This window comes from Rhizorhabdus sp. P4_G6, from assembly GCF_056401045.1.
Genome location: NZ_JBFUKC010000009.1, coordinates 1 through 21,401 on the forward strand (window position 1 = coordinate 1; position 21,401 = coordinate 21,401).

At 63.2% G+C, this 21,401-nt stretch carries 19 protein-coding genes, 1 tRNA gene and 1 pseudogene; 8 read left to right on the forward strand and 13 right to left on the reverse strand.

Features of this window, described 5'->3' with window-relative positions:
* The coding region (locus AC1DPF_RS10960) for an alcohol dehydrogenase catalytic domain-containing protein (RefSeq protein WP_477961245.1) at positions 1 to 407 on the reverse strand (407 nt) is incomplete at its 3' end.
* A 98-nt stretch (positions 408 to 505) separates the two neighbouring features.
* Between AC1DPF_RS10960 and AC1DPF_RS10965 the strand changes: the two genes are divergently transcribed.
* The 3 genes and pseudogenes from AC1DPF_RS10965 to AC1DPF_RS10975 form a co-directional block, all read left to right on the forward strand.
* Positions 506 to 1,408: a LysR family transcriptional regulator gene (locus AC1DPF_RS10965; protein ID WP_477961247.1), complete on the forward strand. Its 903-nt coding sequence runs from the start codon at positions 506 to 508 to the stop codon at positions 1,406 to 1,408.
* 362 nt (positions 1,409 to 1,770) lie between these two features.
* On the forward strand, positions 1,771 to 2,658 hold the full coding sequence (locus AC1DPF_RS10970; protein ID WP_477961249.1) for a LysR family transcriptional regulator: 888 nt from the start codon (positions 1,771 to 1,773) through the stop codon (positions 2,656 to 2,658).
* 37 nt (positions 2,659 to 2,695) lie between these two features.
* Positions 2,696 to 2,827 (forward strand): annotated as a pseudogene (locus AC1DPF_RS10975) (IS630 family transposase); the annotation flags it as partial.
* Between the two features lie 58 nt (positions 2,828 to 2,885).
* On the opposite strand, the gene moaA reads toward AC1DPF_RS10975, so the two are convergent.
* The 3 genes from moaA to AC1DPF_RS10990 form a co-directional block, all read right to left on the reverse strand.
* Positions 2,886 to 3,908, reverse strand: coding sequence for a GTP 3',8-cyclase MoaA (gene moaA, locus AC1DPF_RS10980; protein WP_477961251.1), 1,023 nt, complete (start codon positions 3,906 to 3,908; stop codon positions 2,886 to 2,888).
* Positions 3,909 to 3,994: 86 nt separating this feature from the next.
* Positions 3,995 to 6,178: a molybdopterin-containing oxidoreductase family protein gene (locus tag AC1DPF_RS10985; protein WP_477961253.1), complete on the reverse strand. Its 2,184-nt coding sequence runs from the start codon at positions 6,176 to 6,178 to the stop codon at positions 3,995 to 3,997.
* 221 nt (positions 6,179 to 6,399) lie between these two features.
* Positions 6,400 to 8,724, reverse strand: a complete 2,325-nt coding sequence (locus AC1DPF_RS10990; protein ID WP_477961255.1) for a TonB-dependent receptor — start codon at positions 8,722 to 8,724, stop codon at positions 6,400 to 6,402.
* Positions 8,725 to 9,381: 657 nt separating this feature from the next.
* On the opposite strand from AC1DPF_RS10990, the gene AC1DPF_RS10995 reads away from it, so the two are divergent.
* The gene (locus AC1DPF_RS10995) at positions 9,382 to 9,594 is read left to right on the forward strand and encodes a hypothetical protein (protein ID WP_477872973.1); all 213 of its coding nucleotides are present in this window, start codon (positions 9,382 to 9,384) and stop codon (positions 9,592 to 9,594) included.
* 40 nt (positions 9,595 to 9,634) lie between these two features.
* Here the strand turns inward: AC1DPF_RS10995 and trmB are convergent, their stop codons facing one another.
* The 4 genes from trmB to lnt form a co-directional block, all read right to left on the reverse strand.
* The gene (gene trmB, locus AC1DPF_RS11000) at positions 9,635 to 10,315 is read right to left on the reverse strand and encodes a tRNA (guanine(46)-N(7))-methyltransferase TrmB (protein ID WP_477872975.1); all 681 of its coding nucleotides are present in this window, start codon (positions 10,313 to 10,315) and stop codon (positions 9,635 to 9,637) included.
* Complete coding sequence (locus AC1DPF_RS11005) at positions 10,308 to 10,877, reverse strand: class I SAM-dependent methyltransferase (protein WP_477872977.1); 570 nt, start codon at positions 10,875 to 10,877, stop codon at positions 10,308 to 10,310. Before AC1DPF_RS11005 ends, trmB begins: the two co-directional genes overlap by 8 nt.
* Positions 10,878 to 11,057: 180 nt before the next feature.
* Positions 11,058 to 12,272: a methionine adenosyltransferase gene (gene metK, locus AC1DPF_RS11010; protein ID WP_477961258.1), complete on the reverse strand. Its 1,215-nt coding sequence runs from the start codon at positions 12,270 to 12,272 to the stop codon at positions 11,058 to 11,060.
* Between the two features lie 84 nt (positions 12,273 to 12,356).
* The gene (gene lnt, locus AC1DPF_RS11015) at positions 12,357 to 14,015 is read right to left on the reverse strand and encodes an apolipoprotein N-acyltransferase (RefSeq protein ID WP_477872981.1); all 1,659 of its coding nucleotides are present in this window, start codon (positions 14,013 to 14,015) and stop codon (positions 12,357 to 12,359) included.
* Positions 14,016 to 14,252: 237 nt separating this feature from the next.
* Here lnt and groES point away from each other — a divergent pair, with 237 nt between their 5' ends.
* Together groES and groL are read left to right on the forward strand one after the other, a co-directional pair.
* The gene (gene groES, locus AC1DPF_RS11020; protein WP_340317808.1) at positions 14,253 to 14,540 is read left to right on the forward strand and encodes a co-chaperone GroES; all 288 of its coding nucleotides are present in this window, start codon (positions 14,253 to 14,255) and stop codon (positions 14,538 to 14,540) included.
* 142 nt (positions 14,541 to 14,682) lie between these two features.
* Positions 14,683 to 16,335 carry a chaperonin GroEL gene (gene groL / locus AC1DPF_RS11025; protein ID WP_477872983.1) on the forward strand — a complete coding sequence of 551 codons (1,653 nt, stop codon included), beginning with the start codon at positions 14,683 to 14,685 and terminating at the stop codon, positions 16,333 to 16,335.
* Between the two features lie 90 nt (positions 16,336 to 16,425).
* Here groL and AC1DPF_RS11030 read toward each other — a convergent pair whose 3' ends face one another.
* Positions 16,426 to 17,313: a peptidylprolyl isomerase gene (locus AC1DPF_RS11030; protein ID WP_477961260.1), complete on the reverse strand. Its 888-nt coding sequence runs from the start codon at positions 17,311 to 17,313 to the stop codon at positions 16,426 to 16,428.
* Positions 17,314 to 17,391: 78 nt separating this feature from the next.
* Between AC1DPF_RS11030 and AC1DPF_RS11035 the strand changes: the two genes are divergently transcribed.
* Both AC1DPF_RS11035 and AC1DPF_RS11040 read left to right on the forward strand, forming a co-directional pair.
* Positions 17,392 to 17,482 (forward strand) — tRNA-Ser (locus AC1DPF_RS11035).
* A gap of 182 nt (positions 17,483 to 17,664) precedes the next feature.
* On the forward strand, positions 17,665 to 19,005 hold the full coding sequence (locus AC1DPF_RS11040) for a tyrosine-type recombinase/integrase (protein WP_477961261.1): 1,341 nt from the start codon (positions 17,665 to 17,667) through the stop codon (positions 19,003 to 19,005).
* Positions 19,006 to 19,010: 5 nt separating this feature from the next.
* Here AC1DPF_RS11040 and AC1DPF_RS11045 read toward each other — a convergent pair whose 3' ends face one another.
* The 4 genes from AC1DPF_RS11045 to AC1DPF_RS11060 are packed head-to-tail and all read right to left on the reverse strand — an operon-like array spanning position 19,011 to position 21,350.
* Entirely contained in the window at positions 19,011 to 19,820 is an 810-nt protein-coding gene (locus tag AC1DPF_RS11045) for a hypothetical protein (RefSeq protein WP_477961263.1), read from the reverse strand.
* The gene (locus tag AC1DPF_RS11050) at positions 19,817 to 20,008 is read right to left on the reverse strand and encodes a DUF6961 family protein (protein WP_477961265.1); all 192 of its coding nucleotides are present in this window, start codon (positions 20,006 to 20,008) and stop codon (positions 19,817 to 19,819) included. Before AC1DPF_RS11050 ends, AC1DPF_RS11045 begins: the two co-directional genes overlap by 4 nt.
* Positions 20,005 to 20,652, reverse strand: a complete 648-nt coding sequence (locus AC1DPF_RS11055) for an SOS response-associated peptidase (RefSeq protein WP_477961267.1) — start codon at positions 20,650 to 20,652, stop codon at positions 20,005 to 20,007. Before AC1DPF_RS11055 ends, AC1DPF_RS11050 begins: the two co-directional genes overlap by 4 nt.
* A gap of 38 nt (positions 20,653 to 20,690) precedes the next feature.
* Positions 20,691 to 21,350 (reverse strand): SOS response-associated peptidase family protein, encoded by a 660-nt coding sequence (locus AC1DPF_RS11060; RefSeq protein ID WP_477961269.1) that lies wholly within the window; start codon positions 21,348 to 21,350, stop codon positions 20,691 to 20,693.
* Positions 21,351 to 21,401 lie beyond the last annotated feature (51 nt).

Consider the following 21,401-nt stretch of genomic DNA (forward strand, 5'->3'; position numbering starts at 1 on the left):
ATATAATGGAAGATCGGCTGGCCCTTGTAGCTGAAGCGGCTGGTGCCGTCCGGCATCAATCCCTGTCCCTGGGTCGCACGGATCGCGGTGCACAAATTGGTCTTGCCCGAAAGGCACGACTTACACTGGCGGCATTCGGGGGTGTAGAGCGGGATGACATGATCGCCCGGCTTCACCGAGGTGACGCCGGGACCGACCTCGCGCACGATGCCGGCGCCTTCATGGCCGAGGATCGAGGGGAAGATGCCCTCGCTGTCGAAGCCGTCCAGCGTATAGGCGTCGGTGTGGCAGATGCCCGTCGCCATGATCTCGACCAGAACCTCGCCGGCCTTCGGCCCCTCAAGGTCCACTTCGACGATTTCCAGGGGTTTCTTCGCCTCGAACGCAACGGCGGCACGGGTCTTCATGGCTTCTCCTGTTCTGGTCGCGCGGGCCTAGCATAAAGCCATCAACGCAATTAAGAGGGGTAATTGAAATGCATTGCACCATATAGGAACCAATCGGAGTGGATGGCTGGGACGGTATTGATGAATTTGTGGCGGTGGCTCGCACTGGTTCATTCATCGAAGGTGCGGCCGCGCTCGGGGTGTCACGCACACACATGAGCCGGGCGGTGGCTAGGCTAGAAGATCGCCTGAAAGCACGCCTGCTCCATCGAACCACGCGGACGGTGACTCTATCGGCCACAGGTCGTGTCTTTCTCGATCACTGCACCCGCCTCATCCACGAGCGCGACGAGGCCTTGGCGCTGGTACGCGAGCAAGGCGAACCGCGCRGTGTACTGCGCGTCACCTGCTCGATCGCCTTGGGCGAGCGCTTTATTGCTCCGATCGCGCGGCGGTTTGCCGTGCAGCACCCGCAGCTGCGCCTGTTCCTCGACCTGTCGAACCGGGTCGTTGACCTAATCGACGAAGGCTACGACCTGGCGATCCGCACTGGCGAGTTGTCTACTTCCAATCTTATCGCCACCCGGATCGCCTCGCGCCAATTCCACACGTGCGCGACCCCTGCCTACGTCGACCAGTTCGGCAGCCCTGAAACCGTCAAGGATCTCGACCAGCATACCTGCCTGGTCGGTTCGTCGGCGACGTGGCATTTTACCGATGCAGGCCAAGCCGTATTGTACCGGCCCCAACCAGCATGGAGCTGCAACAACGGCCAAGCCGTTCTCGACGCGGCCCTGGAAGATATGGGCATTTGCCAGCTTCCGGATTTCTATCTCAGCGAAGCCCTTGACCGCGGCCTGCTCAGACCAGTGCTCAAACAGTACCTTTCTCCAGCTGAACCGATATGGGCCGTTTATCCTGACAAGCGGCATCTTTCGCCGAAGGTCCGTGGCTTTGTGTCGCTCCTGAAATCGGAGCTGCCCAAGTCGATCCAGCCGTGGGGCAGGACAGTTGCCGCTTAGCACGGAGGTCTTTGACGTTGTCCGAAATATTCAGCATCTGACAAGTGGCGCTAGAGCAGCGAACGCTGGGATTGAGCGCCTGGATCTGGCTCTTTTCATCAACCGACAGCACGATCGCGTGCGCTGGCGGCGACCTTCCTGAACTGCCCCTGGTACGGCAGTCGCCAGGTGGTGCAGCATCTGCGACGGGCAGGCCATGAGGTTGGTCGCCGCCGAGCGCGGCGGCTGAGAGGCAAGGGCAAGACCCACGGTGGGCCGTTCGCGCACGTGTCCTCTCAGTCCCAATTCGTCTGGCATGATGCTGCCGTTACCATTAAGTATTCGAGTTGAACCACGTTGAACCTTGATCTGGGCGCGATTCGATGGCTAACTGGGACGGCATAGAGGAATTCGTGGCAGTTGCGCGGACCGGCTCCTTTAGCGCCGGTGCCGCGGCGATCGGGGCGTCACGCACGCACATGAGCCGAGCCATCGCTGGCCTAGAGGATCGGCTCGGGACACGACTCCTTCATCGCACCACCCGCTCGGTCATCTTGTCTCCGTCCGGGCAAACGTTCCTCGGCTATTGTGTTCGCCTGGTACAAGAAAGAGACGAAGCTGTTGCGCTCGTGCGCGATCAGGGCGAGCCGCGGGGCGATCTGCGGATCACCTGTTGCGTTGCGCTGGGCGAGCGTTTCATCGCTCCGATTGCTCGTCAGTTCGCCATGCAGTACCGCCAGTTGACGGTCTCCCTAAATCTGACGAACCGCGTGCTGGACCTTGTCAGCGAAGGGTATGACCTGGCAATACGCACGGGACGTCTCCCGTCTTCCAGCCTGATTGCGGCAAAAATTGCTTCACGACAGGCCCGCACCTGCGCCTCGCCAGCCTATCTGGCGCGGAGAGGGAGGCCGGAGAGGATTTCTGACCTGGACGAGCATGATTGCTTGCTGGGCACTGCGTCCGAGTGGCGGTTTTTTCAAAACGGCGAGGATATCGCATATCGCCCCCGCCCGGTATGGAGCTGTAACACTGGCAATGCAGTCCTGGAAGCAGCGCTTGACGGCATGGGCATCTGCCAGTTGCCAAAACACTACCTCGACGACGCCCTTCAGTCGCGCCGACTGGTGCCCGTGCTGGAAGAGTTCCTGCCCCGGGACATGCCGATCTGGGCGGTCTACCCGGACAAACGGCACCTCTCTCCCAAGGTAGAGCGGTTTATTTCCGTCCTGAAAACGAATCTTCCCGTCGCCATGGCCGAGGCTGATTGACCATTGCAGCTAGTGGATTGATCGAAACGGAAGCTTCAATGATAAGGCCTTTGCCGAGAAGCTTCACGATGTCGTCCGGCTCTATGTCTCGACGCCAGCGCACGCGATCGTGCTGTCGGTTGATGCCTGCGGCAGGAATGGCGATGTCGACCGCTGGCCGGCAGGGATCGGCCAGCCTGCGGTACAGTTCGACCACCACAGGCACCGGCCCTCCCATCGTCCGCGGCTCAGCCGCCGATCGAGGCGAGGTGCGGGGTGGCGCCGCTGTTGCCATCGTGGAGGCGATGCGCCGGCGCCTTCAGCGCGGTCAGCGCCACGATCCGCTCGACTAGTTCATCGATCTGCCCATCGGCCTGGAGGAGCGGACGCAGGTCCAGCCCGCCATCGCCGAACAGGCACAGGTGCAGCTTGCCCTCGGCCGACAGCCGGAGCCGGTTGCAAGTGGCGCAGAAATCCTGCGCATAAGGTGCGATGATGCCGATCCGCCCCTTCGCAGCGGCGTGGGCGAATTCCACCGCGGGGCCTGCTCCCGGCACGCGCGGCAAGCGTGTCCAGCCCGCCCGCAACAGCGCGTCGATCACCGTCTGACCGGCTACGTGACGGGTCTGGAAGAAAGGCGCGTTGTCATTCGTGCGCATCACCTCGATGAAACGCAGGGACAGGTCCTGTTCGCGAATGAAGTCGATGATCGATTCCAACTCGTCATCGTTGACGCCGCGCATCAGCACCGCGTTGAGCTTGATCGAATCGAACCCGGCGACCCGGGCCGCATCCACGCCACGCAAGACCTCATCGAGCCGGTCATGCCCGGTGATCGCTGCAAAACGCGCGGGATCGAGCGAATCTATGCTGACGTTGATCGCACTTACGCCGGCTGCGCGCCATTCCGCGGCATGATCAGCCAGGCGGTAGCCGTTGGTGGTCATCGCGACGCGGCGAATGCCGGGCACCGCCGCCACCCGACGTGCTATTTCGGAAAACTCGGCACGGATGGTGGGCTCTCCGCCGGTCAGTCGGACCTTCCACAAGCCGAGCCGGGCGAAGGCCGCTACCGCCCGCACGATTTCGTCAGGCGACAGGTCATGCGTGCGCCCCGCCGCCTTGCGATAGCCATTGGGCAGGCAGTAGGTGCAACGGAAATTGCACATGTCGGTCAGCGACAGCCGGAGATATTCAAACCGTCGACCGCTCGGATCCGTCAGGCGGCCGGATGCGATTTGCGCCGACCTACTGGGAGGAGCAATTTTCATAGCACTGCATTCCTGGCCAACGGACGGATCCTCGATCGCATCCAGCGTCTGATCATCACCAATTGCGAGAACACGTCAGGCGCTGATCATTCCACCTCCGCAGCTTGGTGCCCGACCATCCTGCTGTTCAATCGACGGATATTCACCGGAATGGCGGTCATCCGTGGGATGGCGTTGATGTGCTGATAGAACTGATCGGCGACGATAAGAGCCCCGATGGAGACCCCGCCTTCCTCGTCCATCTCACCGTTGGCCGGACCGAAGCCGTGCGGGATCGAGATCACGCCCGGACGCATCGTCTCGTCCGCCTCGGCGATCGCGGTGATCTTGCCGACATCGGATTCGACTTCGACGTGGTCGCCGTTTTCCAGGCCCAGGTCAGCCATGTCCTGGGGATGGATGTAGGCCGGATTGAACTTCGCCTTGGCGCGGACACTCGGCATGCCGATCGTGCCGACGCTGTTAAACATGTGGCGCATCCGGCGGCAGCTGACGAGGTGGGTGAACTTCTTGCCCTTGCTGACGATGTTGTCGGGCGTGATGTCGTATGCCAGCGCCTCGTCGAGCTCGGCCCTCACGTCGGCAGGCATCACGTCGAACTTGGCCGTGCCTTCAGGCCGAGGGGCGGCGACCCGTTCGGACGCGAACGGGAAGGAGTTACCGCTCGGGTACTTCTTCATTTCGTCAAGCTTCACGCGGCCATCGGCGGCGCGAATGGCGATCAGGTCGTCAGTAGTCACCGTGTCGAGGTCGATCTTGGTCGTGTGATTATATTCGATCTCCAGCCCGAGCCGCTTGGCGATGCCGGTATAGACCTGCCAGTCCTCGACCAGTTCGGACCCGGCGGGCGGCGGCACGACCGGCGGCGTATACTGGATCCAGTTGATGTTGGTGAACACGATGGTGGGAATGGTCAGCGGCAGGTCCGCCCGCTCGTAGGGCATCTTCGGCGGCAGAATGTAGTCGCAGTATTGCGAGGTCTGGTGCATGAACGGATCGATCATCACCGACAGTTCCAGCGACTTCATCGCCTCGACGACTTTCTTCTGGCCCGGAATGGCAAGAACCGGGTTGCCGCCCTGGATCAGCAGGCCGCGGATCTGCCCCTTGCCCGGGGTCAGGATTTCGTCGGGAAGCGCGCCGCTCATTTCCTCGCGGTTGAGCAGCGTGCCCACGCCGCGGATGCGGCCCGGCGGGACATGCTCCCACGTGCGCGAGGGCGGGATCACCTCGGGATAGATCGGCGCCTCGGGGCTGAGCATTTCGACGAGAGTGGTGTCCCCCTCGCGCAGGAAGCGACCGCACACGACGTTCATGGCGTCTGCCAGGTGCTGGGCCACGTTCGAGTGCGGCCCGAAATTGTTGCCCGTTCCGGTCGAGACCGGCCCGCGCTTCGAATCGCGTGCGAACATCTCGGTGGCCGCGCGCAGCTGGCCCTCGGGCAGTCCGGCGCGGTGCGTCACCATGTCCTCGTTAAAAGGCTCGACAGCCTCGCGCAGCGCGGCCATGCCCTCGGGGCCGACATAGCGCTCGCAGAACTCCTTGTCCTCCCAGCCTTCCGCCAGGATCATGCGGATCATGCCCGCGGCGATCGTCGCGTCGTGCCCCGGGATCGGCTGGAGGTGGATGTCGGCATAGCGCGCGGTTTCGGTCAGCCGGGGGTCGATGACGATCAGCTTCATGCCCCGCGCCCGCGCAGCCTTCATCGTGCGCACCGGATCGGACATCAGGAAGTTGAGCGATGCGTGCGACACCAGGGGATTGCTCCCGAAGACCATCATCACATCGGCGGTATCGAAGCGTTGCGGGCCAGCCGCCCAGAAGCCCATGCGCTCATAGGTAATCATCTTGGCGGACTGGTCGAGCGTATTGGTGGTGAAGAAGTGCCGCGATCCCAGCGCCTGCATGAACGGCAAGTGGATCGAGAAGGCGGCGGAGTTGAAGTTCGCGCCGTTGCCGATGAACAGGCCAAGCGCCTCGGGACCGTCCCGGTCCATGATATGCCGCATCTTCTCGGCAATCTCGTCCAGCGCCTGCTCGATGGAAATGCGCTCGAAGGTCCCGTCGGGCTGGCGCTTCAGGGGATGGAGCAGGCGTTCGGGGCTGTATTGCGCTTCGTGGCTGTGCAGCCCTTTGAAACAGGCATAGCCGCGGCTCATCGCATTGTCGTGATCACCGCGAATGCTGACGATCCGGTCCTGATCATCGATGGTCAGCTTCGTGCCGCAGCCAGCGGTACAAGTTCTGCAAAAGGACGTCACTGTTCGCACGGTCAGTCTCCTAGACCATTCTCATCGAAGCGCGGCACATCAGAATTCATCATTGGTGCCGTCGCTCTAAGTTTTAAAAGCAGTTCCTACTGCAGGACTCCGAGATGCTGGGCATCAAGCCCTGCAATCTCGCAAGTCCCACATGGGCATGACCAAGGCTTGATGAGCCTTGCCCATCAAGCCTTGGCACGCCACCCACCGAAGTGGGAACATCTCGTTCCTTACATTTCGTAGCGAAGCGATACTCTCCAGGTCCTCGGACGATTGTAGGATTCATGCATGCAGCCGCAGAAGGTCGCGAGATCGAAGCCGATCACATTGACCCGCTTGTCGAAGATATTGTCGAGTGCCGCAGCTGCCGTGAAACCCGAACTGATCTCCCATTCGGCACTGGCCCCCGTGAGCCAATAGCCTTTCGTGACTTCCCCGGTGAAGTTGCGCAGGTTGTTGAAGAACCGGCCGGTGTAGTTGGCATTGGCCGACAGCGTGAACGCATCGTTGGCGATCGGCGGTGTCCAGCTCACCATCGCCGAGGCCTGCTCGCGCGGCGCGAAGGCTGGCTCGGTGTTCTTGATAATGGCCGGAGCGGTCGCGGTGGCGGGCGCTGTGACAACGCCCTTCACCTTGGGCCGGAAGATGGACCCTCCAAGGTTGACCACAAGCCTATCCGTCGGCTTGATCTGGAGGCTTGCTTCGATGCCGTAGTTGGTCGCCGGGCTGTTCGTGACGAGACCCGACGAGTTTATGAACAGGAACGCCTGGTAGTTCTTGTAGTCATAATAGAACGCCGCAGCGTTGGCGACAACGGCGCCGTTCGCCAAGGTCGCCTTCACGCCACCCTCGTAGGACAACAGCGTTTCAGGGCGATAGCCCATCTGCGATTCGAGCAGCGGGAGGGTGCCGTCCTGGTACTTGGCGTTGTAGGCCCCGCCCTTCACGCCGCGATTGACGCCGGCATACACGAGGGTATCGGAATTCGGGCGATATTCGAGCTGGAGCTTGCCAGCCCACAGCGTGTTTTTGCGGCTGTTGCGATAAGGATCGGTAACTATCGTGCCATCGGCCTTCTGATAGGCCGGCAGCGCAGCCAGCTCGACGTTGTCGATGTAATAGTCGCGATCATTCCGGATCAGTGCCGAACGGTAGAAATAGCTCTGATGTTCAAAGATGATGCGTCCGCCGGCAACCAGAGTCAGCTGTGGGGCGAATTTCCACTCGACCTGGGAGAACAGCGAGAAGGACTGCGTCTTGAGCCGATTGAAGTTGATCAGGTCCGCGCCGTTGGGAGATCCGGTAAGAGGTACGGCCAGGATCGAACCCTGGGGAATAAGAAACCCGCTGGCGTCCTTGGCATTGATGTTCAGGTAATAGGCGCCTGCACTCCAATTCAGGCTGTCACTTTTTCCGGACAGCCGGAGTTCCTGCGAAAACTGCTTGGTGTTCGCATCGCTGGCGACGGCCAGGAAGTTTACCGGCACCAGTGCGGTGTCAGTCAAGAATGACTTCTTCAACTGCTTCCAGTCGGTGATCAGGGCCACATCGACCGCACCGATCGATCCGTCGATGTGCAGAGCCGTGTTATAAGTATGTAGCCTGTTGCGGTCATCCAGGGCCAGCACCTGGGAGATGTGGTTATTATCGCGCGGCTGCTGAATGGCGCCCAGAACCGGGGACGTTTCGGGAAGCCTGATCGTATCGATCAATTGCCCGTCGCTGTTGAACACCGGCGCCGCGGGGAAGGACTTGTACGGGCTGGTCGACGCGATGCTGCGCAGGGCCGAACCCTGCAGCCTGACCTTCCAGTCACCCGTTTCGTACTGGAGCTGCAACCGTCCGCCAAGCGTGTTGTCGTTCCAAGTATCCTCACAGCAGCGGGCAGGCACCGTACCGGGCGTGCTGGTTCCAGCCGGATAGACGTTCTTGAAGATCGGATCCTGGCGGTTGTACACGGCCGAGACGCGCGCCGTCAGCCCTTCCGCCAGGGGACCGCCAATGCCGGCTTCGAAGCGGGTCTGATCGAACCTGCCGTAGGTCGCATTCGCGTTGATCGACAACTGGTCGGTCGGCTTGCGCGGAATGAAATGGACCAGACCGCCGGTCGCATTGCGTCCGAACAGGGTGCCCTGCGGCCCCTTCAGGATTTCCACCCGCTCAAGGTCGAAGGTGCCGAAAATCTGACCGCTGAGGCTGCCGATGTAGCCATCGTCGAAGTAGACCGCGACCGGGCCTTCGAGCACGTCGCTGAAGTCGTTCTGGGTGACGCCGCGGATGGTATATTGAGCGGTCTGGCCACCGAAGTTGCCCGAAACGTGGACGCCGGGCGTGATCCGGCCGATGTCGATGCTGCTCGTGACGCCGAGCCGGGCCAGCTGCAGGCCGCTCACGGCGCTGATCGAGATGCCGACATCCTGGAGGCGTTGCGCGCGGTGCTGTGCGGTGACGATGATCTCGCCGATTTCCGTACCGCCTTCAGCAGCCTTTGGCTGCTCGGCCTGCGCCTCGGCGGGGCTCTCCTCCGCTCGAGCCGCGGAAGGAAGAAGCGCCATTACGGATACGGCAGATGCAGCCGCACTGAGAATACCCTTGAATCTGTAAGACACAACACGCCCCCGTTATTATTCCAGAATTGTCGTTGTATAAATATCATGTGAAACTGGACGTCAAAAGGTCAAAATTAACTGATATCTCCAGCTAAAATACTAGACCACACGCGACACTGATATTATGATTTGCTTCGGTATAATATATACCAGGCCGTTCATCTGATGGCGAGGCTATTGGTGATGGAATGAGCTGTCAAGCAAGCTGGTCGGACACCATTGTTGCGCTATTGGTATAATGCGGCCGAGTCCGCCCGCTCGGGTGTAGCCAGCGCAAACCTCGATCAACTCCCGACATCGGGCACGAGTGATGAGGGCCGTGTCCCTCAGCACCGGTCTGACATGAAGCTGCAGCGATCGCGTTACGAGCGTCAACCATCCTTTGCCCTTGCCGCTTGCTGCAACCGGTCAGCGTAGTTTGAAAACGCCAGATCGACAGCGTCGCGGCGGCGCTGTTTATTGGCTTCGATCGGGTCGATGCCCTGATCGACAAGGCGCAGGAGCCTCGTCGCTTCCCCGCGAGCGGTGAAGGGCGATCAGGGCTAGCCGTGACCGCCGATCGTGTAACGACGCGTCTTCGCCTCCCGGCTGCCCATACAAAACTTGACGACGTACGACGCGCGAACCGCCCGCGCTGATCTTCAACCCGAAGCCCTTCAGTTCGTCATCTTAAAGGAAGCCGGTAACACCGCCTGCCTGAAGCGCGTCGAGGGTCTGCTTCGTGATTTTTCCGGTGGCCATGACGAACCTCATGTACAGAAAAGCAATCACGAAACGGAAATAGGCGGCGGCATGCGGCAGCGCGATTCATATTAAGTAATTGATAATAATAGAAAATATGCGCTAAGCGGTTGTCCTAGATACGCCGGTAACGGAAGTACCAGACCTCGTGGCCCTTGCTGCGCGCCTTGGCCTCATATCGGGTTTCGGGCCAGTCATCGGGGCGAACCAGGAAATCGCCGGGCCGTTCGCCGAGCCATTCGAAGTCTGGCGACTGATCCATCACCATCATCGCCCAGCGGACATAGACCGGATGATCCGTGCCGAAGCGGAACTCGCCGCCCGGCTTCATCTTGCGCGCGATCAGGCCGATTGGCCCGGCGTTCATGAAGCGGCGCTTGGCGTGGCGCCCCTTGGGCCAGGGATCTGGGTGCAGCAGCCACGCCCGCTCCAGCGATGCGTCGGGCAGGCGCTCGAGCACGTCGATGGCATCGCCCATGTGGAGGCGAATATTGTCAAGGTCCAGCTCGTCGACCTTGACCAAGGCACCTACCACGCCGTCCAGAAACGGCTCGCAGCCAATGAATCCATGATCGGGCCGCTGTGCGGCCTGCCAGGCGATATGCTCCGCCTTGCCAAAGCCGATCTCGAGCTCGAGCGGGCGCTGATCGCCGAACAGCGTTGCGGCATCAAGATCGCCCGTCCCAGGAACGGAGATCTCCGGCAGCAGCCGCTCGACCAGTTCGGCCTGGCCTGGGCGCAGCTTGTGGCCTTGCCGCCGGCCATAGAGGCGGCGGATCGAAAGCGGGTCATTCATCGCGACGGCTGATCTCATAGACGGCGGCGGGGGGAAGGTTGCGCAGCGTGCTCGACAGCCGGCGCGCCTTGAGCCCCAGGCGTTCGAGCACGGGCCGGCGGATCGGGCTGATCGGGCTGTAGGTGAACTGGAAGAAGCGGCCGCCCGGGCGCATCAGATCGAAACAGCCGCGCATGATCATCATCTGCTGGCGCGCGTTCATGTTGAGGATCGGCAGGCCCGACACCGTGGCGCCCGCAAGATCGTCGTCGAGCAGTGCGCGATGCTTGCGAACCCGGGCGGCATCGCCTCGCAGCACCGTTGCCTGGGGAAAGCGATGGGCAAGCAGGCGCGCGAAATCAGCCTCATATTCGATCAGGATGAGATCGGACTGGCGCAGGCCGCGGGCGAGCAGCGCCTTCGTGAACACGCCCGTGCCGGGGCCCAGTTCGATCACCGGCGCCATGTCGGGCCGGATCTCGGCGGTGATCAGCCGGGCGAGCGGGGCGCCCGAAGGGGCGACCGCCGCTATGCCGAGCGGATCCTTCGCCCAGGCCCGCAGGAACGCTGCCAGATCAGACATGGGCTTGTTTCCCGTGGGCCATCCGCGGATCCCTAGCCGCACAGACGCTCGTAACGCCAGCGCTTTGCGCAAGGTCATCGAACATCCTGCACACCCAGGCGCCGGATCGTCCCTGCACGGCAGGCGTGCCGGACGGATCTCAGCCCAAGCCGACGCCGGGATGACGGGAAAATCCGATGATCAGGCCAAGGCCGCCTTCAGCTTGTCGGCGAGGTCGGTCTTCTCCCACGGAAAGAAGTCGCCCTCGGGCTTTCGGCCAAAATGGCCATAAGCTGCGGTCTTCGCATAGATCGGCTTGTTGAGGCCGAGATGGGTGCGGATGCCGCGCGGGGTGAGGCCGCCCAGTTCCTTGATGCCCGTGATCGCGCGCTCGATAGCGGCGTCGGTGACGCCAGCGGCGCAGGTTCCGTGGGTGTCGACATAGAGCGACAGCGGCTCGGACACGCCGATCGCATAGGCCAGCTGGATCGTGCAGCGCCGGGCAAGGCCGGCGGCGACGATATTCTTCGCCAGATAACGAGTGATATAGGCGGCCGAACGATCGACCTTGGTTGGATCCTTGCCGCTGAACGCACCGCCGCCATGGGGGGCGGCACCGCCATAGGTGTCGACGATGATCTTGCGGCCGGTTAGGCCGGCRTCGCCGTCGGGCCCGCCGATCTCGAAGCKGCCRGTCGGGTTGATGTGATAGACGGTTTCATCCGAGAGCAGCTCGGCGGGCAGGATATCGGCCACCACCTTCTTCACATAGGCCTTGAGTTCCGCCTCGTTGGCGCCCTCGTCATAGCCCTTGCCATGCTGGGTCGACACGACGATCGCGGTGGCGGCGACCGGCTTGCCATTCTCGAAGCGCAGGGTGACCTGGCTCTTGGCGTCGGGCTCCAGGAAGGAGGCCGCACCCGAGTGGCGATCGGTCGCCATCCGCTCGAGGATCTTGTGGCTGTAATAGAGCGTCGCCGGCATCAGGTCCGGGGTCTCGTCGCAGGCGAAGCCGAACATGATGCCCTGGTCGCCTGCGCCCTCGTCCTTGTTGCCGCTGGCATCGACGCCCTGCGCGATGTGCGCCGACTGGGCGTGGAGATTGTTGTGGAAGGCGAAGCTCTGCCAGTGGAAACCGTCCTGCTCATAGCCGATCCGCTTGACCGTCTGGCGTACCGCCTGCTCGATCTCGTCCTGCGCGCCGGGCGCCCAGGCGCCGTCTTCGTAGACGCCTTTACAGCGGATCTCGCCCGCCAACACGACCAGCTGGGTCGTCGTCAGCGTTTCGCAGGCGATGCGCGCCTCGGGGTCCTTCGATAGGAACAGGTCGACGATCGCATCGGAGATCTGGTCCGCGACCTTGTCGGGATGACCCTCGGAAACGCTTTCGGACGTGAAGAGATAGTTGCTGCGCATTGGTGCTGACCGACCCTCTGATATGATCGCCACCCGATAGGGGCAAAACGGACATAAGGATATAAAGACTTCGTTATATGTTGCTTAGCGCGGCTTCGTCGCGATGGCAATTCCGCCTGCGATCAGCAGCAGCGCGAACAGGGTCGGCAGCAGGTTGCCGAACCGTGCGAAAGGCGTCGCTGCGTGCGGCGACGGCAGAGCCGTCCGGATCGCGCCGGCCTTGCGCCATGGCAGGCTCTCGAGAAGCCGCCCGTCGGCATCGATCACCGCCGAAATACCGGTCGGCGTGGAGCGGATGATCGGCATCCCCTCCTCCGCCGCGCGCAGCCGCGCCTGGGCTAGATGCTGCGGCGGGCCCCAGCGGCCGAACCAGGCGTCGTTGGACGGATTGAACAGGAAGTCGGGCCGATCGGCGGCGTCGACGACCTGGCCCGAGAAGATGATCTCGTAGCAGATCTGGATGCCGGCACGGCCGAAGCCCGGCACCGCGAGCGTGGCAGGCCCCGGTCCTGGCCAGAAATCGACGTCCCCCGGGACCAGCCGCGACAGCCCGATCGCCGACAGGATCGGGCGGGCCGGCAGATATTCGCCATAGGGAACGAGGTGGGCCTTGTCGTAACGGCCGATAATGTCCCCTGCAGCGTTCAGGCCGAACAGGCTGTTGCGCGCACCGGCCAAGTCGCCTGCCTTGTTGAAGATCAGCGCATCACCGCCGAGCAGGATCACATCCTTGGGTCCCAGCAGCGCGGCGATCCGGGCTCTTGCCTTCGGGTCGAACTCGAGGAAGTCGGCAGTCGCGGCCTCTGGCCAGAGCACCAGCCGCGGCTCCGCGCCCGCAGCGGCCTTGCCGGTCAGATGGCTCAGCCGGTCGAAATTGGCCTGCTGGAGCCTGGTATCCCATTTCTCGTTCTGGTTGATGTTGGGCTGAATCACGACGATCCGGGGCGCTGCGCGCGGCGGGACCGGCCGCAACATCCACGCCGACAGGATCTGGGCAAGCATCGCCACCAGCAACGCCCAGCCGACCCGCTGCCAACGCAGCCGCTTGGTGCCGGGCAGCACCGCCAGCAGCCAGATACCCGACAACAAAATCATGAATCCCGACAGCCCGTAGGTACCGACGAGCCGGGTCAGCCCCATCCATGCCGGTTCGGCGCTGCCGGGGGCAACCATGATCGCGGCAAGCGGATTCCAGGCGAAACCGGTGAAGGCGATGCTGCGCAGATATTCGCAGATGACCCAGCTGCCGGCGAACAGCGGGATGAACGCGTAGGGACTCGGCTCCGGCACCGGCGGCGCCATCGACGGGCTCTCCATGCCTTCGGGGATCAGCGCCTTGAGCTTCCTGCGGCGGGCCGCCTCCCGCGCACGATGGCGGCGCAGCGCGAGAAGGAAAGGCAGGCGGTGAAGCGCTTTCGCGAGCACCGCCGCCAGCAGCGGGAAGACCGCCAGGTAAAGCGCGAGCAGGAACACCGCGACCCATCCCAGCCAGTGGGGCATCGATTGCTGATAGGTGAAGGCTGTCGCGATCCAGTTGTTGCCGAAGGTGAAATGGCCCACGCCGAAACACCAGCCGATCAAGGCAGCGCTCCGGATTCGCGGTGCGTTCAGCAATTGCCACATCAGCCCGGCAAGGCAGAGCAGCGTCGCAAACCACCAGTTGAGCGGCGCAAAGCCCAGCGCAGAGGCGAGCCCCAGGCCGAAAGCGATCGATGGGGTCTTGAACGGGATCAGTTTCGGCATCAGCGGCTTATATCGTTTAAGTGCCTCCCCCATATCGTGTCGGCGGGGTCCGCGGGAAGGCGGCGCGTCGCACAGCCGCAATAAAAATCGCGCAGGGGAATCCTTGACAGCTTTCCGGCTGCGTCACATATGGCCGCTAGCACTCAACACGGGTGAGTGCTAAAGATTTCGAACTGACAGATTCGGTTGCGGGCCAGACCCGCCGCTGCCGAAAAATGTAAGGAAAGGGTGAAGCACATGAGTTTCCGTCCGCTGCACGATCGCGTGCTCGTTCGCCGCGTCGAAGCCGAGGAAAAGACTGCCGGCGGGATCATCATCCCCGACAGCGCCAAGGAAAAGCCCCAGGAGGGCGAGGTCGTCGCAGTTGGCGGTGGCGCGAAGGCCGATGATGGCAAGATCACGCCCCTCGACGTCAAGGCCGGCGACAAGATCCTGTTCGGCAAATGGTCGGGCACCGAGGTCAAGATCGACGGCGAAGACCTGCTGATCATGAAAGAGTCGGACATTCTGGGCATCGTCGGCTGACGCCGACCGCCAAGAAGGCCCTGCTACCCAAAACATAATCCGTCATTCCAGCCGATGCTGGAATCTCCCTTTTCGGGAGGCGGAAGGAACCGAGACCCCAGTGTTCGCTGGGATCACGCGATAGAGAGAAGGAACACACATCATGGCAGCGAAAGACGTCAAGTTTTCGCGCGACGCTCGTGAGCGCATTCTGCGCGGCGTCGACATCCTCGCCGACGCGGTGAAGGTCACGCTGGGGCCGAAGGGCCGCAACGTCGTTATCGACAAGTCGTTCGGCGCCCCCCGCATCACCAAGGACGGCGTCACCGTCGCCAAGGAAATCGAACTCAAGGACAAGTTCGAGAACATGGGCGCGCAGATGGTCCGCGAAGTCGCTTCGAAGACCAACGACGTCGCCGGCGACGGCACCACCACCGCCACCGTGCTGGCCCAGGCGATCGTGCGCGAAGGCATGAAGTCGGTCGCGGCCGGTATGAACCCGATGGACCTGAAGCGCGGCATCGATCTCGCCGTGATCAAGGTCGTCGAGGACCTCAAGGCCCGTTCGAAGCCGGTTGCCGGCACCAATGAAGTCGCCCAGGTCGGCATCATCTCGGCCAATGGCGATACCGTCGTGGGCCAGAAGATCGCCGAAGCGATGGAGCGCGTCGGCAAGGAAGGCGTGATCACCGTCGAGGAAGCCAAGGGTCTCGATTTCGAGCTCGACGTCGTCGAGGGCATGCAGTTCGACCGCGGCTACCTGTCTCCTTACTTCATCACCAATCCCGAGAAGATGGTGGTCGAGCTCAACGATCCGTACATCCTGATCCACGAGAAGAAGCTGTCGAACCTGCAGTCGATGCTGCCGATCCTCGAGGCCGTGGTGCAGTCGGGCCGTCCGCTCCTGATCATCGCCGAGGACATCGAGGGTGAGGCGCTTGCCACGCTCGTCGTCAACAAGCTGCGCGGCGGCCTCAAGGTCGCAGCCGTCAAGGCGCCTGGCTTCGGCGATCGCCGCAAGGCGATGCTCGAGGACATCGCGATCCTGACCAGCGGCGAGATGATCTCGGAAGATCTCGGCATCAAGCTCGAGAGCGTCACGATCGGCATGCTCGGCACCGCCAAGCGCGTCACGATCGACAAGGACAACACCACCATCGTCGATGGTGCCGGTGCGTCTGATGCGATCAAGGGCCGCGTCGATGCGATCCGCCGCCAGATCGAGAACACCACCAGCGACTATGACAAGGAGAAGCTCCAGGAGCGCCTTGCCAAGCTCGCCGGCGGCGTTGCCGTGATCAAGGTCGGCGGCTCGACCGAGGTAGAGGTCAAGGAGCGCAAGGATCGCGTCGACGACGCGCTGCATGCGACCCGCGCGGCTGTCGAAGAGGGCATTGTCCCCGGCGGCGGCACGGCTCTGCTCTATGCCACCAAGGCCCTCGAAGGCCTGAAGGGCATTAACGACGACCAGACCCGCGGCATCGACATCATCCGCAAGGCGATCCAGGCTCCGGTGCGCCAGATCGCGCAGAATGCAGGCTTCGACGGCGCCGTCGTCGCGGGCAACCTGCTGCGCGAGAATGACGAGACCAAGGGCTTCAACGCCTCGACCGACGTCTACGAGAACCTGGTCGCCGCCGGCGTGATCGACCCGACCAAGGTCGTTCGTACCGCGCTTCAGGACTCGGCCTCGGTCGCCGGCCTGCTCATCACCACCGAAGCGACGATCGCGGAACTGCCCGAGGACAAGTCCCCGGTCGGCATGCCCGGCGGCGGCATGGGCGGCATGGGCGGCATGGGCGGCATGGACTTCTAAGTCCGCGCCAACCTGCTCGAACAAGAAGGGCCTGGCGAGCGATCGCCGGGCCCTTTCCTTTTTACCCGCTGGTTGGTGGCCATGGTTCCTTCAGCGCTTCACCGGTCGGACGGGCGGCATCGCATTACAGATGTCGATTGCGCCCGCGGGGCGGATGAAGAAGTCGTCCTTGCGATCCGCCCGCGCGGCCAGCCATTGCCTGAAGCTCGGCGCATCGCTGCGCATCACTTCGTAGCCGGGCCGATCGGCGGCGGGCATGTCCGCCACCAGTCGCGCGATCCTGATCGCCGGCCGCGCCGCCCCTTCCCGGTAGACCCCGAGCGCTTCGGTACCACGCGGTAGCGCGGCGAGCGCGTCCATGCCCGACAGCACCCGCCCGACCAGCGCGATGTTGCGATCCAGATGGCGCGGCCCATGGCCGATCACTGCGTAGAGTTCGGCGCCGGTCCCGGTATCGGGCGCAAGATTGCGGCCGACCCCCACCATGCCATAGCAATGGGTCAGCCAGGCCAGCCGGCCGTCGCTCGCGACCGTCCAGCCGCCCGCATGGCCGGTCTGGGCCGCATAGGCATCGCGATAGCCCATCGGCCGGAAAGCGAGCCCCGCCGATGAACGCTCATATTCAGGCGGAGGATTGGCGACGATGCCGGCCGGCATGGCCTTGTTCTCGGTCACATCGCCCCATTGGGTGACATAATTGTCCTGGACCCGGTTGATCGTGATCCCGTCGAACCAGCCGGATCGGGTCAGCAGCTTGATGTTGGCGATGTGCACTGGCGCAAAGGCAGGGGCCAGTGCGATCACGACGCGCTGGCCGGTGTCGAGATCAAGCACCAGCAGATCCGCGGCGGGAACCGTTGCCCAGGCCTCCGCCGGCGCCAGCGCCACGACCTCGCCCGGCGTCGCCGCCCTCGGCGGCGCGGCGCCAATCGCCAGCAGCGGAGACAGCAGCAGGGCGGCTCGCAGGTGAGATTTCATCCTAGGACGATGGCACGCCCGCACGCCTTGCGAAACCCGGCTCCACCAGCTAGTGACCCTCCCTTCCAGCGAAGGTGCGGAGCGGTGGCCGAGTGGTCGAAGGCGCTCGCCTGGAAAGTGAGTATACGCCAAAAGCGTATCGAGGGTTCGAATCCCTCCCGCTCCGCCACGGACCATTCCACAAGGGTCCGCAGAAGACCACTGGGATGGACTTTTTCCTCCTGATTACCGACGCTTAGCAGACCGGTTCGGCCTCGGCCGTCCGTGCCCGTCCATGCCCATCCATCGAATCGGAGGGGCGAAATCGTGGCACGCGCGGTCGAAAATCGTGGTACTTTCAGGAGACCAAAGATGCTCACCGATGCCAAGGTCCGCACGGCCAAGCCGCGCCCCAAATCCTACAAGCTCGTCGACGCCAACCGCCTGTTCCTGCTGGTGACCCCCAGCGGCGGCAAGCTCTGGCGCTGGAACTATTATTATGACGGCAAGCAGAAGAGCATGGCCTTCGGCGCCTATCCCGCCGTTTCACTCGCCGATGCTAGAGCCAAGCGCGACGAGGCGCATGGGGCGCTTTGCAAGGGCAACGACCCCGCGGTCGTGAAGAAGCTCAAAATCGAGGCTAACCTTGAGGCCGGCCGGCAGACATTCGAGAAGGTCGCCCGCGAGTGGCATGAGAATGCCAAGGCGCAGTGGGCCAAGATCCACGCGGCCGACATCATCCGCAGCCTGGAGCGCGACGTTTTCCCGACCATCGGCGGCCTGCCGATCGCCCAGCTCACGCCGCCGCTCGTTCTGGCCGTGCTGCGCGAGATCGAGGCGCGAGGATCGATCGAGACGGCAAAGCGGGTCCGCCAACGTATTTCCGCCGTGTTCGTCTACGGCATTGCCCAAGGCATCACGAAGGATGACCCGGCCGAGAAGCTTGGCAAGGTTTTGAAGCCACTGCGCAAGGGCCGCCAGCCTGCCATCACCGACCTCGTTCCGCTCCGCCGGATGATCATCACCGCCGAGGAGGACTATGCCCGCCCGATCACCCGGCTTGCCCTGCGCCTGCTCGCTTTGACGGCCGTCCGGCCGAGCGAGCTGCGGGGAGCACGCTGGGACGAGTTCGAGGACCTGAACGGCAAGCTGCCGCTGTGGCGCATCCCGGCCTGGCGAATGAAAGGCGACCTCGATCGCAAGGAGGAGCTGAATGGCGATCACTTCGTACCGCTCACCGCCCAGGCGCTTGCCGTCCTCAGGGCGCTCTGGCCGTTGACCGGCGAGGGCGAGCTCCTGTTTCCGAGCAACCGGCACACCCACCGACCAATGAGCGAGAACGCGATTGGCTACCTGCTCAACCGCGCCGGCTATCATGGCCACCACGTCCCCCATGGCTTCCGCGCGGCATTCTCGACGATCATGAACGAATGGGCCGAACGCGAGGGGAAGGATCACGATCGCCAAGTCATCGACCTCATGCTCGCCCATGTTCCGACGGGGAAGGTCGAGGGTGCCTATAACCGCGCCGCCTACATGCCCCGGCGCCGCGAGCTGGCGACGGTCTGGTCCGATATGCTGAGCGACGGGCTTCCTGACCCCGGCGTCCTTGCCGAACGGCCGTCAAAAGTGATGGGCGACCATTCGCGTCGTCAGCTGCCGGAGCCGGTCGACGTTGATTTCCGGTTCCCGCGATGGAAGCGCGCGGCCTGACATTTTCAGGCTGGTTTCTGGCCCCCGCCGGGATAGCGAAGGACGTCTCGCAGTTGGCTGCCCGTGCGCAATGTCGCGCGGGCAGCTTCCGGCAATACCGAGTTGATCTCGATCAGGGGCACGAAGGACGTCGAGAGTGACGCTTTCGCTGGGTGCCACGGGGCGGATGGCCCTGCTCGAATCCAGGATGGCAGTCCGTCGGCGAAGACAGCTTCGTCGAGGAAGAGGTTAGGTCCTGGAAAGCCGCCAGCGGCCCCTGCCGATTCGGCCTCATAGGCACGCGTGAATGCGAAGTTGGCCTGCAGCTGGGGCACGATGTCGAAAACCCTGCGCACCTTGCGGGCTTCCGCGACTGCACCGTCGCGATCGAGCTTCCCGCTCGCCAGCGCATCGATGATCGCGGTCAGGGCATCCTCCTGCGCGACGATACCCCGGTTGCTGCCCTTGGCGCGAAGGCCGACTGCGATCACTCCGCGCAAGCCCGGCCCGCCGGCCCGCAGGTCAACCGCGGTGGCCTCGTTGTAGAGGGTCCAGCAGCGCTCGATGAAGCGCCAGACCTTGTCGCTGCGGACATTGTCGATGTTGCTGTAGGCGACGGCGCCGTCGTTCATCACCAGCGTCGGAAAGCCCCCGCTGCTGTTCTTGGAAACGACCCGCTGGAACGCGTAGAGGCGCGACAACGGCCGGCGCGCCAGCGGATGGGCGGGATCGAACCCGGCCTTGTCGATGGCGCCGCCATAGCCCAGCAGGTCCATCCAGCAGGCGATTGCAACGATCGAGCTCGGGCTGTCCGTGCTGTTGCGGGTGTCCGTCACTGAAGAGTCGGCGAGGTTGCCAGCATAGGCTCGAGCCGGGCAGCGATCTGTTTCCAGCGCTCGACGCCAGCAAAATCCCCGTCGATCGTGAGCGCACCAATGCGCTCGGCGACGTAGAGCGCCGCGCCCGTCCCATGGATCCGCAAGACGGCGAGCGCCTCGGCCTGGCGCTCCTGCTCGGGCCTCAAAGCAGGTTCTCCACCGGCGCCGCAACGGGCTTCCGCTTGACCCACAACTCGTCCGTTCGGGTCATCTCGATGAGGTCGTCAGGAAAGCAACGCTCCTGGAAGGCCACCGCATCGTCGAAGCTGCCATGGAGCCAGCGCTGGTATTCGTCAGGGTGGAGGAGGACGGGCATACGGTCATGAACTGGACGGATCGCCTCGTTGCAGTCCGTCATGACACCCGAATAGACCGGTCCCCACTCGTCGCTGATGCGCCAAAGGCCAGCCCAGGCGAAGATCGGCTGGCCCTTCACGTTGAACCAGGTCCTCGTCTTTGAGCCCTTCGGTCCTTCCGCCTCGGCGAACGCCGTCACGGGTATCAGGCAGCGCCATTGCGGCTTGGCCGCGAGGCCCTTCCACATCGGCTTGTTGAGGTCGGCGATGTTGTTGACCGGCTTCGGCTTGGCGGTCGGGGACATTCCCTTCAATCGAAGCGGAAAGCCCCATGCCATGGACTGCATGATCCGCGTGCCCGCATCCTCCCGGACGACCATCCCGGGTGTTCCGGGGTAGACCTCGTCGGGAGCATTGGATTGCGTCGGGTCGCTGACGCCGAAGTGCGCGGCGACCTCGGCAGCGCTCTTGCGGACGGTGTAGAGATTGCACATCGCGCTAGCTTATCAGCAAATCGCGCGAGTGCATCTGCTCAGAGCAACGCCAGTTGAGGTTGCATGCTGGCTGGAAGCTTGCCGCTTCGCCACAGGTCCTCGGTATGAATGACCGTGGTGCGCTCGGCTGCCAGCGGCGCGCGGAACTGAAACCCGATCACGTCCTGGATCGAGCCTTGCAGCCAGCGGTCATATTCATGCGGGTCGAGCAGCACTGGCATGCGATCATTATAGGGCTCGACGACCGAATTGGCTGTCATCGTCATGCCCGCGTAGACTGGCCCGTAGTCCGGGACATTGCGGCAGAACCCTGCCCATGCGACCAGCGGCTGCCGGTCGACCGAGAACCAGGACCGTGTCTTCTCGCCTGGATCGCCGTTCGGATTCGCGAAATAGCTGAGTGGGATCAGGCATCGGTACTTGGGATCAACGACCAGTTGGTCCCAAAGCGGATTGGTGAGATCGGCGACAAGGCCGATCCGACCGGGAGGATCGCCGCGCTCGCGCATCTCGCGGGTCAGGCGGGGAAAGCCCCAGTCCATCAAGCGGAGGTGGCGTTGACCATTCCTCTCGAAGACGACCAGCCCCGGCAACGCCTCGACGGTTTCCGACGGCACCTTCAGATCGACAGGCGCCTCGGCGTCGAAGTGCGCCGAAACCTCATTGGGACTGCTGATGACTGCATAAAGACGGGACATCGCCGGACCTTCCAACTGCGACTCGCAGCAAATGCCTTAGCACGGAACATA

Excerpts from the sequence above, each read along its gene's own strand:
- AC1DPF_RS10970 (WP_477961249.1), top strand. The coding sequence starts at position 1,771 with ATGGCTAACTGGGACGGCATAGAGGAATTCGTGGCAGTTGCGCGGACC.
- AC1DPF_RS11005 (WP_477872977.1), bottom strand. The coding sequence starts at position 10,877 with ATGTCTGATCTGGCAGCGTTCCTGCGGGCCTGGGCGAAGGATCCGCTC.
- AC1DPF_RS10990 (WP_477961255.1), bottom strand. The coding sequence starts at position 8,724 with ATGGCGCTTCTTCCTTCCGCGGCTCGAGCGGAGGAGAGCCCCGCCGAG.
- groL (WP_477872983.1), top strand. The coding sequence starts at position 14,683 with ATGGCAGCGAAAGACGTCAAGTTTTCGCGCGACGCTCGTGAGCGCATT.
- AC1DPF_RS11030 (WP_477961260.1), bottom strand. The coding sequence starts at position 17,313 with ATGAAATCTCACCTGCGAGCCGCCCTGCTGCTGTCTCCGCTGCTGGCG.
- AC1DPF_RS11040 (WP_477961261.1), top strand. The coding sequence starts at position 17,665 with ATGCTCACCGATGCCAAGGTCCGCACGGCCAAGCCGCGCCCCAAATCC.
- trmB (WP_477872975.1), bottom strand. The coding sequence starts at position 10,315 with ATGAATGACCCGCTTTCGATCCGCCGCCTCTATGGCCGGCGGCAAGGC.
- AC1DPF_RS11055 (WP_477961267.1), bottom strand. The coding sequence starts at position 20,652 with ATGTGCAATCTCTACACCGTCCGCAAGAGCGCTGCCGAGGTCGCCGCG.
- AC1DPF_RS11060 (WP_477961269.1), bottom strand. The coding sequence starts at position 21,350 with ATGTCCCGTCTTTATGCAGTCATCAGCAGTCCCAATGAGGTTTCGGCG.
- lnt (WP_477872981.1), bottom strand. The coding sequence starts at position 14,015 with ATGCCGAAACTGATCCCGTTCAAGACCCCATCGATCGCTTTCGGCCTG.
- groES (WP_340317808.1), top strand. The coding sequence starts at position 14,253 with ATGAGTTTCCGTCCGCTGCACGATCGCGTGCTCGTTCGCCGCGTCGAA.
- moaA (WP_477961251.1), bottom strand. The coding sequence starts at position 3,908 with ATGAAAATTGCTCCTCCCAGTAGGTCGGCGCAAATCGCATCCGGCCGC.